Source organism: Enterobacter sp. (genome assembly GCF_977039595.1).
Map to the genome: position 1 here is coordinate 43,788 of NZ_CDRQYH010000010.1, position 13,970 is coordinate 57,757.

Genomic DNA, 13,970 nt, shown 5'->3' on the forward strand with positions numbered 1-13,970 from the left:
TCTGACTACGGGACACATACCATGACCGAAAAAAAATATATCGTTGCGCTCGACCAGGGCACTACCAGCTCCCGCGCTGTCGTAATGGATCATGACGCGAACATCGTCAGCGTGTCACAGCGCGAATTTGAGCAAATTTATCCTCGTCCAGGCTGGGTAGAACACGACCCGATGGAGATTTGGGCGTCACAAAGCTCCACGCTGGTCGAAGTGCTGGCGAAAGCCGATATCAGTTCCGACGAGATTGCCGCGATTGGTATCACCAACCAGCGTGAAACGACGATCGTCTGGGAACGTGAAACCGGTAAGCCTATTTACAACGCCATCGTCTGGCAGTGCCGCCGTACCTCTGAGATTTGCGAACAGCTGAAGCGCGACGGTATGGAAGAGTACGTGCGCAGCGCCACCGGCCTGGTGGTTGACCCGTACTTCTCCGGCACCAAAGTGAAATGGATCCTCGACCACGTGGAAGGTTCACGCGAGCGTGCTAAACGCGGCGAGCTGCTGTTCGGTACCGTTGACACCTGGCTTATCTGGAAGATGACCCAGGGACGCGTCCACGTCACCGATTACACCAATGCCTCGCGTACCATGCTGTTCAACATCAACACCCTGGAGTGGGATGACAAGATGTTGGACGCGCTGGATATCCCACGCGCGATGCTGCCTGAAGTGCGCAAGTCTTCTGAGGTTTACGGCCAGACCAACATCGGCGGTAAAGGTGGCACCCGTATTCCTATTGCCGGTATCGCCGGTGACCAGCAGGCGGCGCTGTTCGGCCAGCTGTGCGTCAAGGAAGGGATGGCGAAGAATACCTACGGCACCGGCTGCTTTATGCTGATGAACACCGGTGAGAAAGCGGTGAAATCAGAAAACGGTCTGCTGACCACCATCGCCTGCGGCCCGCGCGGCGAAGTGAACTATGCCCTGGAAGGTGCTGTGTTCATGGCCGGTGCGTCTATCCAGTGGCTGCGTGACGAGATGAAGCTGATCAGCGATGCATTCGACTCCGAGTACTTCGCCACCAAAGTGAAAGACACCAACGGCGTGTACGTGGTGCCTGCATTCACCGGTCTGGGCGCACCCTACTGGGATCCGTATGCACGCGGCGCGATTTTCGGACTGACGCGTGGCGTGAACTCTAACCACATTATTCGCGCCACTCTGGAATCCATCGCCTACCAGACCCGAGACGTGCTGGAAGCGATGCAGGCGGACTCCGGCATTCGTCTGCACGCTCTGCGCGTGGACGGCGGTGCGGTAGCGAATAACTTCCTGATGCAGTTCCAGTCCGACATTCTGGGCACCCGCGTTGAGCGCCCTGAAGTGCGTGAAGTGACGGCGCTGGGTGCGGCGTACCTTGCCGGTCTGGCGGTAGGCTTCTGGCAGAACCTGGACGAGCTGCAGGAAAAAGCGGTTATCGAACGCGAGTTCCGCCCGGGCATCGAAACCACCGAGCGTAACTTCCGCTACAGCGGCTGGAAGAAAGCGGTGAAACGCGCCCTGGCGTGGGAAGAACACGAGGAGTAAGACAAACTTTCTCCTCACCCTAACCCTCTCCCCTTTGGGGAGAGGGGACTTAAAACACCCCTCCCCACACTGTGATAAACTTCGTGCAATTCCTTTTGATTGCACGAGTACCTCATGAAACGTGAACTTGCTATCGAGTTTTCCCGCGTCACCGAAGCGGCAGCCCTTGCAGGCTATAAGTGGCTGGGTCGTGGCGATAAAAATACCGCAGACGGTGCAGCCGTCCATGCCATGCGCATTGTACTTAATCAGGTCAACATCGACGGCACCATCGTGATCGGCGAAGGCGAGATCGACGAAGCGCCAATGCTCTATATTGGTGAAAAAGTCGGTACCGGCAAAGGCGATGCCGTGGATATTGCCGTCGACCCGATCGAAGGTACCCGCATGACCGCAATGGGTCAGGCCAACGCCCTGGCGGTGCTGGCCGTGGGCGATAAAGGCTGCTTCCTTAACGCGCCGGATATGTACATGGAAAAGCTGATTGTCGGTCCTGGCGCGAAAGGCGCAATCGACCTTAGCCTGCCGCTGGAAGAGAACCTGCACAACGTCGCCAAAGCCCTGGGCAAACCCCTTAGCGAACTCACCGTGACGATTCTGGCGAAACCGCGCCACGACGCCACCATCGCGCAGATGCAAAAGCTCGGCGTGCGCGTGTTTGCCATTCCGGACGGTGACGTTGCCGCCTCGATCCTTACCTGCATGCCGGACAGCGAAGTAGACTTGCTGTACGGCATCGGCGGCGCACCGGAAGGTGTGGTCTCTGCGGCAGTGATCCGCGCGCTCGATGGCGATATGCAGGCCCGTCTGCTGCCCCGCCACGAGGTGAAAGGCGACAGCGAAGAGAACCGCCGTATCGGAGAAAATGAGCTGGCGCGCTGCGAAGCGATGGGCATCGAGGCCAATAAAGTGCTCGCGCTGGACGAGATGGCCCGTAGCGATAACGTGGTCTTCTCGGCGACCGGCATCACCAAAGGCGATCTGCTGGACGGCATCACCCGCAAGGGCAATATGGCGACCACCGAAACGCTGCTGATCCGCGGTAAATCACGCACCATTCGTCGTATCCAGTCTATCCACTATCTCGACCGCAAAGACCCGGACGTGCAGACGCACATTCTGTAAAACCGTTTGATCGATAGAGCTTTCCGGCCCTGACGGGCTGGAAATTGTCACCACAAGTACGGAAGATAGAACAGAGAAACAGCACAGGAGAAGATCATGGCGGACTGGGTAACAGGTAAAGTCACAAAGGTAAAGTTCTGGACCGATGCGCTATTTAGTCTCACCGTACATGCTCCCGTTCACCCGTTTAAAGCCGGGCAATTTGCGAAGCTGGGACTGGATGTCGACGGAGAGCGCGTGCAGCGCGCCTACTCTTACGTTAACGCGCCTGATAACCCGGATCTCGAATTCTATCTGGTCACCGTTCCTGACGGTAAGCTCAGCCCGCGCCTTGCCGCCCTTAAGCCCGGCGACGACGTGCAAATTGTGAGTGAAGCGGCAGGCTTCTTTGTGCTCGAAGAGATCCCGGATTGTGACACGCTCTGGATGCTGGCAACCGGTACGGCCATCGGCCCTTATCTCTCTATTTTGCAGTACGGCAAAGATCTGGAGCGCTTTAAAAACATCGTGCTGGTGCACGCTGCGCGCTACGCTGCAGACCTGAGCTACCTGCCGCAGATGCAGGCGCTGGAGCAGCAGTACGGCGGCAAGTTAAAGATTCAGACGGTGGTCAGCCGCGAAACCGTAGCTGGAACGCTGACCGGTCGCGTGCCGGCGTTAATTGAGAGTGGAGCCCTGGAAGAGGCGGTGGGTTTGCCGCTGAACGCTGAAACCAGCCACGTCATGCTGTGTGGCAACCCGCAGATGGTACGGGACACGCAGCAGCTTCTGAAGGATACCCGGCAGATGACGAAACATCTTCGCCGCCGGCCGGGCCATATGACCGCTGAACACTACTGGTGATCAGCGGTATTTCACCTCAACGGTATCTTTACCGTATTTGTTTTCGCTCTGGGTGCCGATAAACGCACCCAGATCGACAATCATCATCACGAAGATGACCGAAGGCAGCAGCCTGCCCACAACCCACGGCAGGATGGACGGAAGCATCGCCCAGTTCCCCGCAACCAGCATCCACGCCAGAATAATCAGAAATGCCCACGCGCCGGAACGACCGCGGTCGTGCAGGCGTTTAACAACAACAGCCGCCGTTGGCCATAGCAGGCAGACCAGCGCGAAGGCCGCCGTTTGCGTGCTCAGCCATGCGTTGTAAGCAACGAAAAACAGAAGCAGCATGGCGACAACCCACGTCACCATCCAGATCCAGAAATCACGGCGTCCAATACGCCCTTTGAATGAAAACAGCCACTGCTGTATGGTCATGTAAGGTTCCTTATTATCGTATAGCGCGCATTTTACCCTGGAGTTGTGACCTTTTGACAAGCCGACCAGATATCGTTTTAATCATGAGCACTTACGGCCAGGGACAATGTTGATGAAAAGTTCGGCACATTCTCTTTTCCTGTGTTTAGCGGTGCTCAGCGCGGGTTTTCCCCTGCACGCCGCCGAAACCACTGCCCCCACCACAGCGCCGTATCTGCTGGCGGGCGCCCCGTCGTTCGATCAGTCCATCAGCCAGTTTCGTGAAGCCTTCAATCAGGCCAACCCCACGCTGCCGCTGGATGAGTTTCGCGCCATTGATGGCTCCCGCGATACCCCCACACTGACTCGTGCGGCAAGCAAGATTAATGAGAATTTGTATGCCTCGACGGCGCTGGAGCGCGGAACGTTAAAAATCAAAAGCATGCAAATCACCTGGCTGCCGATACAGGGGCCAGAGCAGAAAGCCGCTAAGGCGAAAGCGCTTGAGTATATGAGCGCGGTCCTGCAGGCGTTTACCCCGGCACTGACGAAAAAGCAAAGCCAGCAAAAGCTGCAGAAACTCCTTACCGCCGGGAAAAACAAGCGTTACTACGCCGATACCGAAGGCGCGACCCGCTATGTTGTGGCGGACAACGGCGAAAAAGGACTGACCTTCGCTGTTGAACCGATTAAGCTGGCACTATCTGACACTCTCGGCGGGGCGAATTAATGACAAAAAGCAAAGCCTTTCGAGGGAAAATCTCTATACTGATTCACAGACCATGCTGCCCGACAGGGTGGCCATATTCCTTAATTCGCTTATTTAGCGTGGAGAATTGAAATGCGACATCCTTTAGTGATGGGTAACTGGAAACTGAACGGCAGCCGCCACATGGTAAACGAACTGGTTGCGAACCTGCGTAAAGAGCTGGCTGGCGTGACCGGCTGCGCGGTTGCTATCGCTCCGCCGGATATGTACCTGGATCTGGCTAAACGTGCCGCTGACGGCAGCCACATCATTCTGGGCGCGCAGAACGTTGACGTTAACCTGTCTGGCGCGTTCACCGGTGAAACCTCCGCTGAAATGCTGAAAGATATCGGCGCGAAATACATCATCATCGGCCACTCCGAGCGTCGCACCTATCACAAAGAATCCGACGAGTTCATTGCGAAGAAATTCGCCGTGCTGAAAGAGCAGGGTCTGATCCCGGTTCTGTGCATCGGTGAAACCGAAGCAGAAAACGAAGCGGGCAAAACTGAAGAAGTGTGCGCACGTCAGATCGACGCAGTGCTGAAAACCCAGGGCGCGGCAGCGTTCGAAGGCGCGGTTATCGCTTACGAGCCAGTCTGGGCGATCGGTACCGGCAAATCAGCAACCCCTGCACAGGCTCAGGCTGTTCACAAATTCATTCGTGACCACATTGCGAAAGCTGACGCCAAAATCGCTGAGCAAGTGATTATCCAGTACGGCGGTTCCGTTAACGCTTCCAACGCTGCTGAGCTGTTCACCCAGCCAGACATCGATGGCGCGCTGGTTGGCGGTGCATCCCTGAAAGCGGACGCTTTCGCGGTGATCGTTAAAGCGGCAGAAGCGGCTAAACAGGCGTAATTGCCTTTGTGGCGGGTGGCGCTTCGCTAACCCGCCCTACGGTTCTCTAGGCCCGGTAAGCGTCAGCGCCACCGGGCTTTTTTACAGCCGTCCCAGCAGGCTAAACCACAGATAATCCAGCGGCAGCAGCACCAGATACGTTGCAATAGCCAGCGCCAGACAAAGCACCATCCCCGCCCTGGCAGGCACCTTTCCTAACCCCATCGCCACCACAATCGGCGACGCCTGATAGGGCAACAGCGGCGTGGAATAACCCAGCACCTGAATCATGATCACCGACAGCAGCGGGAAACCGGTCGCGTCCGAAAAACTCTGCGCCAGAGTGGTATACAGCGCCGGAACGCCGTTGGCGGTCATAATGAAGTTGAGTGCGGTGGTAATACCGGTCAGCGCCAGGAAACTGGTGAACGGTCGGTCTGTATCCAGCGGCATAATGCGAAGCAACGCCTCGCCCACCGCTGTTCCGATACCGGTTTGCGTCACGACGATCGCCAGCCCCAGAATACCGGCAACGTAGATACAGGTGCGCATATTCACCCCCGCAGAAAACTCTTCCCCGGTAATGAAACCAATGCGCGGCAGCATAACGATGATCGACGCCGCCAGCCCCGTCCACGCGGGCCCCACGCCGTGCCAGCTCTCCGTCACCCACATCCCCAGCACCACCGCCAGCAGCCAGGCAAGACGCTTTTCGTCCCGCCCCATAGGCTCAGACGGCGCCTGTTCCTTAGGCGGTTTTGGGTTGCCAGGAAATAGCCAGCAGATGAGGCCAATCAGAATCAGGCCTTTGAGAATGCCCAGCACCGGCGTGTGCAGCAGCAGATAAGGGACATAGTTCAGATGGATGCCGTACGAACCTTCCGCCGCACCGCTCATTACCAGATTAGGGACGTTAGCGGGCAGAATCGTCGCCGAAAGCTGGAAAGTCCCAAACCCTACCGCCAGCGCCAGACCAAACCACGCGCGGGAGCCGTCTGAGATACCGGCGCGTTTCGCCATCGCGGCGACAATCGGCATCAGTAGCGCAATACGTCCCATATTCGACGGCATCACAAACGCCAGCGCGTAGCTTAGCAGCACCACGCTCGCCACCATCAACCCCCAGGAGTCGGTGAGCCTTGCCGACAGCGCCCTGGCGGCCCTGTCTGCCAGTCCAGTTTTACGGATCGCAACGCCAAGCACGAATCCGCTGAAGACCAGCCAGAAAGCAGACGAGGCAAAACCGCCAAAGATGACCTCCGGCGGGGCGATCTTCGCAGTCATTGCCGCTGTGAAAAACAGCAGCGCGGTGATGAATTCCGGCAATAGCGACGTCGCCCACAGCACGATGGTGACGCCAACGATCAGTGAGGGCAGCAGCAGAGGATACGTTGACCAGAGCGACATACCTGTCTCCTGTAGAATTTTTCAGCAAGTCTACGGTGACAGGCGGCCCGAGTAAACGCGATTTATGGTGGGGTTACTTCAGGATAGCGCATTGATGATCCTGCAGTTCCTCCGCAGACGCGCGGTTAAGCGTGAGCAGGTTACGCTCGGTCGCCAGCAACACAAACGAACCATCAGACTGCTGCGCCATCGCCAGTGCGAAACGCCCCATATGGTCGCGCGCTTCCGGCAGCTCTTCTGCCAGCATCATAAACGGGCTGCGCTGGACCAGTTCATTCTCCGTCACCCGACGAGCAAGATACTCATGTCCTTCCAGTCCCCCAGGAAGAGGCAGCCACTGGGTGCTGATTTCTCCCTGTGCCGCGTTGAGCTTCTCGCGCACGTCCGGGCGAAGGCAGGAGATATGAATATGAAAGTGGTTCTGCGTGCGCCCTGTCGGGGAGTTAATCGTCAGCGAAATGGCGCTGTCAGGCACCTCGGCTCCACGCTTCAGGGTCATAAAGCTGCGCGACTGCCACGCCAGCCAGAAAAAGTTCGGCGTATGCGCTTCGGTCAACAGCGGGCTCTCGGTGCCGTTGATGCGATAGGTCGGCATCAGCAGGTATTGCAGCGGCCCGTTGCGGTCTTTAAATATCACATAGCCTGCATCCATTTTCACCTGCGCACACGGTGCCGGGTTACGATTTTGGATCTGATTAGGCACACACTGGTCGAGAACGATATGTCTTAACGCATTCGGATTACCCGCCTTCATCCAGTACACACCGCCAGCGGCAAGGGCGATGACAAGGAGGATCAATAAGATAATTTTTTTCACAACGCGTTCCCTGTTTTCGATTGAGGCAAAAGAGTAACGCAAAATGATGACCAAATAAAAAACCCGGCGGATTTCTCACGCCGGGTCACCGTGTCACAGGCTAATGGTTAGCGCTGGCTGATTTGGTCGAAGGTACCGCCATTAGAGAAGTGCTCTTTCTGCGCTTTCGTCCAGCCGCCGAACTCGTCATCGATGGTGAAGAGTTTCAGTTTAGGGAATACGCTTTCGTATTTCTTCGCAACAGCCGGATCGCGTGGACGATAGAAGTTTTTCGCCGCAATTTCCTGGCCCTCTGGCGAATAGAGATACTTCAGGTAAGCTTCCGCCACCGCTTTGGTATCTTTCTTCTCAACCACTTTATCGACTACGGAAACGGTCGGCTCAGCCAGAATCGATTCGCTCGGGGTCACGATCTCGAATTTGTCTTTACCCAGTTCGTTGGTCGCCAGCAGCGCTTCGTTTTCCCATGCAATCAGCACGTCGCCAATCCCGCGCTCGACGAAGGTGTTGGTGGCACCACGCGCGCCGGAGTCCAGCACCTCAACGTTTTTATACAGCGCCTTCACGAACTCCTGCGCTTTGGCCTGGTCGCCGTTGTTGTGATGCAGCGCGTAACCCCATGCGCCCAGGTAGTTCCAGCGAGCGCCGCCGGAGCTTTTCGGGTTCGGGGTAATCACAGAAACGCCAGGTTTGATCAGGTCGTTCCAGTCTTTAATTTGTTTCGGGTTGCCTTTACGCACCAGGAAGACGATGGTCGAGGTGTAGGGTGCGGAGTTATCCGGCAGGCGTTTGATCCAGTTTTTGTCGATGCGACCGCGCTCGGCGATCGCGTCGACATCGTAGGCCAGCGCCAGGGTCACCACGTCGGCTTCAATGCCGTTGATGACGGAGGTCGCCTGCTTGCCAGAACCTCCGTGAGACTGGCGAACTACGACATTATCGCCGGTTTCCTGCTTCCAGTGCGCCGCAAACGCTTTGTTGTATTGCCCGTACAGTTCACGCGTCGGGTCGTATGACACGTTTAATAACTGAATGTCCTTAGCCAGAACGCTGGTCGATGCCAGCAATAATGTTAAACCCACGCCCCATTTATTCATCGCCCAGCTCTCATGTGTAGTGTTTTGATGAATGCAGCGTGCCAGAAAGCGAATCGAGGATTAAAGAATAAAAAAAGATTGGCTATAACGTAGTGGAATAAAAAAGCGTCCACGCATAAAAAAGCCGGGTGGCGGCTACGCCTTACCCGGCCTACGAGTCGTGCCTTTGTAGGCCCGGTAAGCGCAGCGCCACCGGGCAACAGAGCCGATCAGTACAGTTTTTTCGCGCAGTCCAGCCAGTCGCCTTTGAACGGACGCTTCATATTTTCAATCGCGTCGATGATGTCGTGGTGAACCAGTTTTTCGTTCTGAATACCGACGCAGCGGCCGCCGTGGCCCTGCAGCAGCAGATCGATCGCGTACGCGCCCATACGGGACGCCAGAATACGGTCGTAAGGGCCTGGGGAACCGCCACGCTGGATGTGACCCAGTACGGTCGCGCGGGTTTCGCGTTTGGTTTCGGCTTCGATGTACTTCGCCAGCTCGTCAACGTCACAGATGTGCTCGGTGATAGCGACGATCGCGTGTTTTTTACCCTTCGCGATGCCCGCTTTGATTTCAGCAACCAGATCTTCACGGCTAAATTCGACTTCTGGCACGACGATAAATTCGCAACCGCCCGCAATCGCTGCCGCCAGCGTCAGGTCGCCGCAGTAACGGCCCATCACTTCAACGATAGAGATACGCTGGTGAGAAGACGATGTGTCACGCAGGCGGTCAATCGCTTCAACAACGGTACCGAGCGCAGTAAAGAAGCCGATAGTGTAGTCAGTGCCTTTGATGTCGTTGTCGATGGTGCCAGGCAGACCGATGCACGGGAAACCCATTTCGGTCAGACGTTTTGCACCCATGTAGGAACCGTCACCACCGATAACCACCAGGGCGTCCAGACCACGTTTCTTCATGTTTTCGATAGCCACTTCACGAACGTGTTCGTCGCGGAATTCCGGGAAGCGCGCAGAACCGAGGAAAGTACCGCCACGGTTGATCATGTCAGACACGCTGTAGCGGTCGAGCTGAACCATACGATCTTCATACAGGCCCAGATAACCGTCATAAACGCCAAAAACTTCCAGGCCTTCCGTCAGCGCTGCACGGACAACACCACGAATTGCCGCGTTCATGCCCGGCGCATCACCGCCGCTTGTCAACACACCGATTTTCTTAATCATGACTACCTCTGAACTTAGGAATGCAAAATTGAAATCTGTTGCCGGAAGAAACTTATCGACCAACGAATACTGCAAATAGTATATCAATCCCTTCCAGCTGAATTGATTCAGGTCAGACCAAACGGCGGTAATTTATACACAAAATGCTGGCCTGGCTCACTTTTTTACAACGAATTACGAAAGCCCAACATGACCGGGTACAACCGAGCAGGGATCCTGGTGAATGATGACGTCTGAACCAGGAAAACGCTGCAAAATCGCCTGCTCGACCTGCTCAGCAATAACGTGAGCCTGTACCAGTGGCAGGTTGTCTTCCATTTCAATATGAATCTGTATAAAGCGGGTCGGCCCTGACTGCCGCGTTCGAAGATCGTGTGCACCGCTGACGCCGGGCCAGGAGGTCACGATAGAAAAAATTTCATTACGTTCTGAGTCCGGGAGGGCGCGGTCAAGCAGTGATTGCACCGCTTCATACCCCATCCGCAGGGCGCTATATAAAATATAGATACCAATCCCTAACGCAAACAACGCATCGGCGCGATGCCAGCCATACCAGGCCAGACCGAGCGCAATAAGAATAGCCCCATTCATCATAACATCAGATTGATAATGAAGCATATCCGCCCGTACAGCCTGGCTTTGCGTTTTGCGAACAACCCAGCGCTGGAACGTTACCAGAACAAGGGTGCATATAAGCGCGACTATCGTCACAACAACGCCCACGCCGGGATCGTTCATCGGTGTTGGCGAAACGAGATGCTGAATGCCGGTTAAAAACAGGAACAGCGCAGAGCCGGAAATGAACATACTTTGCGCCAGCGCGGCCAGCGACTCCGCTTTGCCGTGCCCAAACGTGTGCTCTTCGTCCGCTGGCTGCAGCGAGTAACGCACCACCAGCAGGTTGGTCAACGAGGCGGCAATATCCATCAGCGAGTCCACCAGCGCCGCCAGAATACTGACCGAGCCGGTATACCACCACGCAAAGATTTTAATCAGTAACAGGCTGGAGGCCATGACGGTCGCCGCAATGGCGGCCCGGCTGACCAGTCTTCCATAGGATTGATTCATAAACGCTCCTGTCATGTTATGCCGCTAGTATAACGGAAGCATGGGGAGTCAAAGGATGAAAAAACGGTTAACAGACGAGATGCAGGGCAAAAAAAACCCCCACATCATGTGGGGGAAGACAGGGATGGTGTCTATGGCAAGGAAAACAGGGTTTACTGGTTACTACGGGTACTGCTATTGCTACTGAAAAACGTCGTTTCTGAGCTTCGCTGCATCCGTGCAACCTCACGCAGCTGGTCCATTCGCTGCTGATGTTTCGTATTCAAAACCGCTTGCTGCTCGGGCGTTAGCAGGTGGAACATCTGGTTGCGAACCTTCGCCATCTCTACCTGGCGGGCAACCTGTTCCTGTGCCATTTTTTCGGCCTGAGCGCGCACAGCGCTTTCATCAAAATTTTCTGCGGTGACAAGGCGATGCATTGTCTCCATTTCGCTAACATTAACAGGGGGCTGGTCGTGTCTTGCCCTCTGCATCAGATCTCGCATCTGTTGACGCTGATGTTCGGTTAAACTTATGCCGTCAAACATATGGCTTTGGCTGCTGTTCTGCGTTGCGCCCTCTTGTAAGGGACTGTTATCGCTGATGATAGCTTCAGCAGCCTGGCTAAACGCACTGAACGCCAGCGTTGAGGCCATGACGGCAGCGGTAACTTTGCGCATCACTTGCTCCCAAAAATCTTTCGTGTCGCGATTCAACGAGAGACAGTCTACGATTCAGGCTGCAAACATGCGTCAGGGGGTGTAAAACAACGTAAAGTCATGGATTAGATAGCCTTGATGTCGTAATTTCTGCCTCGGAGGTATTTAAACAATGAATAAAATCCTGTTAGTTGATGATGACCGAGAGCTCACATCCCTTTTAAAGGAGTTGCTCGACATGGAAGGTTTCAACGTCCTGGTTGCCCATGATGGCGAGCAGGCGCTGAGTCTCCTTGACGATAGCATCGATTTACTTTTGCTCGACGTGATGATGCCGAAGAAAAACGGTATTGATACGTTGAAAGAACTTCGCCAGACACACCAGACTCCCGTAATCATGCTGACCGCGCGCGGCAGTGAACTTGATCGCGTACTCGGCCTTGAGCTGGGCGCGGATGACTATTTACCAAAGCCGTTTAATGACCGTGAACTGGTTGCCCGTATTCGCGCTATCCTGCGTCGTTCCCACTGGAGCGAACAGCAGCAAAATACCGACAACAGCTCACCTACTCTAGAAGTCGACTCCCTGAGCCTCAACCCGGGCCGTCAGGAAGCGAGCTTTGATGGCCAGACGCTGGAACTAACCGGCACGGAGTTCACCCTGCTATATCTGCTGGCGCAGCACCTCGGCCAGGTGGTTTCGCGTGAACATCTAAGCCAGGAAGTGCTGGGCAAACGCCTCACCCCGTTTGACCGCGCCATCGACATGCACATCTCTAACCTGCGCCGTAAGCTGCCTGAGCGTAAAGACGGTCACCCATGGTTTAAAACCCTGCGTGGTCGCGGTTATCTGATGGTTTCCGCTTCATGATAGGAAGCTTAACCGCCCGCATCTTCGCCATCTTCTGGCTGACGCTGGCACTGGTTTTAATGCTCGTACTGATGTTGCCAAAACTCGACTCACGCCAGATGACGGAGCTTCTCGACAGCGAGCAACGTCAGGGCGTGATGATCGAGCAACATGTTGAAGCCGAGCTGGCAAACGATCCGCCGAACGATTTAATGTGGTGGCGCAGGCTGTTTCGCGCTATCGACAAGTGGGCCCCGCCCGGACAACGCCTGCTGCTGGTGACCAGCGAAGGCCGCGTCATTGGTGCCGATCGTAATGAAATGCAGATTATCCGCAACTTCATTGGCCAGGCGGATAACGCCGATCATCCCCAGAAGAAGAAATATGGCCGCGTAGAGATGGTGGGGCCTTTCTCCGTCAGGGACGGAGAGGATAATTATCAGCTCTACCTGATTCGCCCCGCGAGCAGCTCCCAGTCCGACTTCATCAACCTGCTGTTTGACCGCCCTCTCCTGCTGCTGATTGTTACTATGCTGGTCAGCTCGCCGCTGCTGTTATGGCTGGCGTGGAGCCTGGCAAAACCGGCGCGTAAGCTGAAGAATGCCGCCGATGAGGTGGCACAGGGTAACCTGCGACAACACCCTGAACTGGAAGCCGGACCGCAGGAGTTCCTTGCCGCCGGGACCAGTTTTAACCAGATGGTGAGCGCTCTCGATCGCATGATGACCGCACAGCAGCGCCTGCTGTCGGATATCTCGCACGAGCTGCGCACCCCGCTAACGCGCTTACAGCTTGGCACCGCGCTGCTGCGCCGCCGCAGCGGGGAAAGCAAAGAGCTGGAACGTATCGAAACCGAAGCTCACCGCCTGGACAGCATGATCAACGATCTGCTGGTCATGTCCCGTAATCAGCAGAAAAACGCGCTGGTTAGCGAAACGGTGAAAGCGAATCATCTCTGGCACGAGGTGCTGGACAACGCGGCATTCGAAGCAGAGCAGATGGGTAAATCCTTCACCGTCAACTTCCCGCCGGGCCCGTGGCCGCTCTACGGTAACCCCAACGCGCTGGAAAGCGCGCTGGAGAATATCGTGCGTAACGCCCTGCGCTACTCGCATACGAAGATTGAGGTGGCGTTCTCGGTGGATAAAGACGGGATCACCGTCATTGTCGACGACGACGGTCCTGGCGTCAGCCCGGAAGATCGCGAGCAGATTTTCCGTCCGTTCTATCGTACCGATGAGGCGCGCGACCGGGAATCCGGCGGCACGGGGCTGGGTCTGGCGATTGTGGAAACCGCCATGCAACAGCACCGCGGCTGGGTCAAAGCCGACGACAGCCCGCTGGGTGGGCTACGGTTAACGCTGTGGCTACCATTGTACAAGCGTTCGTAACCCCCTCACCCTAACCCTCTCCCCGAAGGGGAGAGGGCCGGGATG

Annotated in this window: 14 protein-coding genes; 7 read left to right on the plus strand and 7 right to left on the minus strand. The window is 56.0% G+C overall.

Annotated elements, in window-relative coordinates:
- Nucleotides 1–21 precede the first annotated feature (21 nt).
- From glpK to fpr, 3 genes are all read left to right on the plus strand, one after another.
- On the plus strand, nucleotides 22–1,530 hold the full coding sequence (gene glpK, locus ACWYRJ_RS05295; RefSeq protein ID WP_023309688.1) for a glycerol kinase GlpK: 1,509 nt from the start codon (nucleotides 22–24) through the stop codon (nucleotides 1,528–1,530).
- A 114-nt stretch (nucleotides 1,531–1,644) separates the two neighbouring features.
- Nucleotides 1,645–2,655: a class II fructose-bisphosphatase gene (glpX, locus tag ACWYRJ_RS05300; protein WP_455507523.1), complete on the plus strand. Its 1,011-nt coding sequence runs from the start codon at nucleotides 1,645–1,647 to the stop codon at nucleotides 2,653–2,655.
- Between the two features lie 96 nt (nucleotides 2,656–2,751).
- Complete coding sequence (gene fpr, locus ACWYRJ_RS05305; RefSeq protein ID WP_455507524.1) at nucleotides 2,752–3,498, plus strand: ferredoxin--NADP(+) reductase; 747 nt, start codon at nucleotides 2,752–2,754, stop codon at nucleotides 3,496–3,498.
- On the opposite strand, the gene ACWYRJ_RS05310 is transcribed toward fpr, so the two are convergent.
- A complete protein-coding gene (locus ACWYRJ_RS05310) occupies nucleotides 3,499–3,918 on the minus strand; it encodes a DUF805 domain-containing protein (protein WP_023293600.1) in 420 nt (139 codons plus the stop codon).
- A 112-nt stretch (nucleotides 3,919–4,030) separates the two neighbouring features.
- Here ACWYRJ_RS05310 and ACWYRJ_RS05315 point away from each other — a divergent pair, with 112 nt between their 5' ends.
- Both ACWYRJ_RS05315 and tpiA read left to right on the plus strand, forming a co-directional pair.
- Entirely contained in the window at nucleotides 4,031–4,627 is a 597-nt protein-coding gene (locus ACWYRJ_RS05315) for a DUF1454 family protein (protein ID WP_455507525.1), read from the plus strand.
- Between the two features lie 111 nt (nucleotides 4,628–4,738).
- Nucleotides 4,739–5,506 carry a triose-phosphate isomerase gene (gene tpiA / locus ACWYRJ_RS05320; RefSeq protein WP_223580771.1) on the plus strand — a complete coding sequence of 256 codons (768 nt, stop codon included), beginning with the start codon at nucleotides 4,739–4,741 and terminating at the stop codon, nucleotides 5,504–5,506.
- Between the two features lie 81 nt (nucleotides 5,507–5,587).
- On the opposite strand, the gene ACWYRJ_RS05325 is transcribed toward tpiA, so the two are convergent.
- The 6 genes from ACWYRJ_RS05325 to cpxP all read right to left on the minus strand — a co-directional run bounded on the left by ACWYRJ_RS05325 (nucleotide 5,588) and on the right by cpxP (nucleotide 11,705).
- Entirely contained in the window at nucleotides 5,588–6,892 is a 1,305-nt protein-coding gene (locus ACWYRJ_RS05325) for an SLC13 family permease (protein WP_455507526.1), read from the minus strand.
- Nucleotides 6,893–6,965: 73 nt separating this feature from the next.
- The gene (locus ACWYRJ_RS05330) at nucleotides 6,966–7,709 is read right to left on the minus strand and encodes a CDP-diacylglycerol diphosphatase (protein WP_455507527.1); all 744 of its coding nucleotides are present in this window, start codon (nucleotides 7,707–7,709) and stop codon (nucleotides 6,966–6,968) included.
- Nucleotides 7,710–7,816: 107 nt separating this feature from the next.
- Entirely contained in the window at nucleotides 7,817–8,806 is a 990-nt protein-coding gene (locus tag ACWYRJ_RS05335; protein WP_455507528.1) for a sulfate ABC transporter substrate-binding protein, read from the minus strand.
- Between the two features lie 209 nt (nucleotides 8,807–9,015).
- The gene (pfkA, locus tag ACWYRJ_RS05340; RefSeq protein WP_023309696.1) at nucleotides 9,016–9,978 is read right to left on the minus strand and encodes a 6-phosphofructokinase; all 963 of its coding nucleotides are present in this window, start codon (nucleotides 9,976–9,978) and stop codon (nucleotides 9,016–9,018) included.
- Nucleotides 9,979–10,152: 174 nt separating this feature from the next.
- Nucleotides 10,153–11,046 carry a CDF family cation-efflux transporter FieF gene (gene fieF, locus ACWYRJ_RS05345; RefSeq protein WP_023309697.1) on the minus strand — a complete coding sequence of 298 codons (894 nt, stop codon included), beginning with the start codon at nucleotides 11,044–11,046 and terminating at the stop codon, nucleotides 10,153–10,155.
- A gap of 152 nt (nucleotides 11,047–11,198) precedes the next feature.
- Nucleotides 11,199–11,705 (minus strand): cell-envelope stress modulator CpxP, encoded by a 507-nt coding sequence (gene cpxP, locus ACWYRJ_RS05350; protein ID WP_111963954.1) that lies wholly within the window; start codon nucleotides 11,703–11,705, stop codon nucleotides 11,199–11,201.
- 151 nt (nucleotides 11,706–11,856) lie between these two features.
- Here cpxP and cpxR point away from each other — a divergent pair, with 151 nt between their 5' ends.
- Nucleotides 11,857–12,555: an envelope stress response regulator transcription factor CpxR gene (gene cpxR / locus ACWYRJ_RS05355; RefSeq protein WP_006179159.1), complete on the plus strand. Its 699-nt coding sequence runs from the start codon at nucleotides 11,857–11,859 to the stop codon at nucleotides 12,553–12,555.
- Complete coding sequence (gene cpxA, locus ACWYRJ_RS05360) at nucleotides 12,552–13,925, plus strand: envelope stress sensor histidine kinase CpxA (RefSeq protein WP_045329509.1); 1,374 nt, start codon at nucleotides 12,552–12,554, stop codon at nucleotides 13,923–13,925. The genes cpxR and cpxA overlap by 4 nt, the downstream gene beginning before the upstream one ends.
- Nucleotides 13,926–13,970 lie beyond the last annotated feature (45 nt).

What these genes read in the sequence shown, in the direction of transcription:
- glpK (WP_023309688.1), top strand. Translation starts at nt 22, where the DNA reads ATGACCGAAAAAAAATATATCGTTGCGCTCGACCAGGGCACTACCAGC.
- glpX (WP_455507523.1), top strand. Translation starts at nt 1,645, where the DNA reads ATGAAACGTGAACTTGCTATCGAGTTTTCCCGCGTCACCGAAGCGGCA.
- fpr (WP_455507524.1), top strand. Translation starts at nt 2,752, where the DNA reads ATGGCGGACTGGGTAACAGGTAAAGTCACAAAGGTAAAGTTCTGGACC.
- ACWYRJ_RS05310 (WP_023293600.1), bottom strand. Translation starts at nt 3,918, where the DNA reads ATGACCATACAGCAGTGGCTGTTTTCATTCAAAGGGCGTATTGGACGC.
- ACWYRJ_RS05315 (WP_455507525.1), top strand. Translation starts at nt 4,031, where the DNA reads ATGAAAAGTTCGGCACATTCTCTTTTCCTGTGTTTAGCGGTGCTCAGC.
- tpiA (WP_223580771.1), top strand. Translation starts at nt 4,739, where the DNA reads ATGCGACATCCTTTAGTGATGGGTAACTGGAAACTGAACGGCAGCCGC.
- ACWYRJ_RS05325 (WP_455507526.1), bottom strand. Translation starts at nt 6,892, where the DNA reads ATGTCGCTCTGGTCAACGTATCCTCTGCTGCTGCCCTCACTGATCGTT.
- ACWYRJ_RS05335 (WP_455507528.1), bottom strand. Translation starts at nt 8,806, where the DNA reads ATGAATAAATGGGGCGTGGGTTTAACATTATTGCTGGCATCGACCAGC.
- pfkA (WP_023309696.1), bottom strand. Translation starts at nt 9,978, where the DNA reads ATGATTAAGAAAATCGGTGTGTTGACAAGCGGCGGTGATGCGCCGGGC.
- fieF (WP_023309697.1), bottom strand. Translation starts at nt 11,046, where the DNA reads ATGAATCAATCCTATGGAAGACTGGTCAGCCGGGCCGCCATTGCGGCG.
- cpxP (WP_111963954.1), bottom strand. Translation starts at nt 11,705, where the DNA reads ATGCGCAAAGTTACCGCTGCCGTCATGGCCTCAACGCTGGCGTTCAGT.
- cpxR (WP_006179159.1), top strand. Translation starts at nt 11,857, where the DNA reads ATGAATAAAATCCTGTTAGTTGATGATGACCGAGAGCTCACATCCCTT.
- cpxA (WP_045329509.1), top strand. Translation starts at nt 12,552, where the DNA reads ATGATAGGAAGCTTAACCGCCCGCATCTTCGCCATCTTCTGGCTGACG.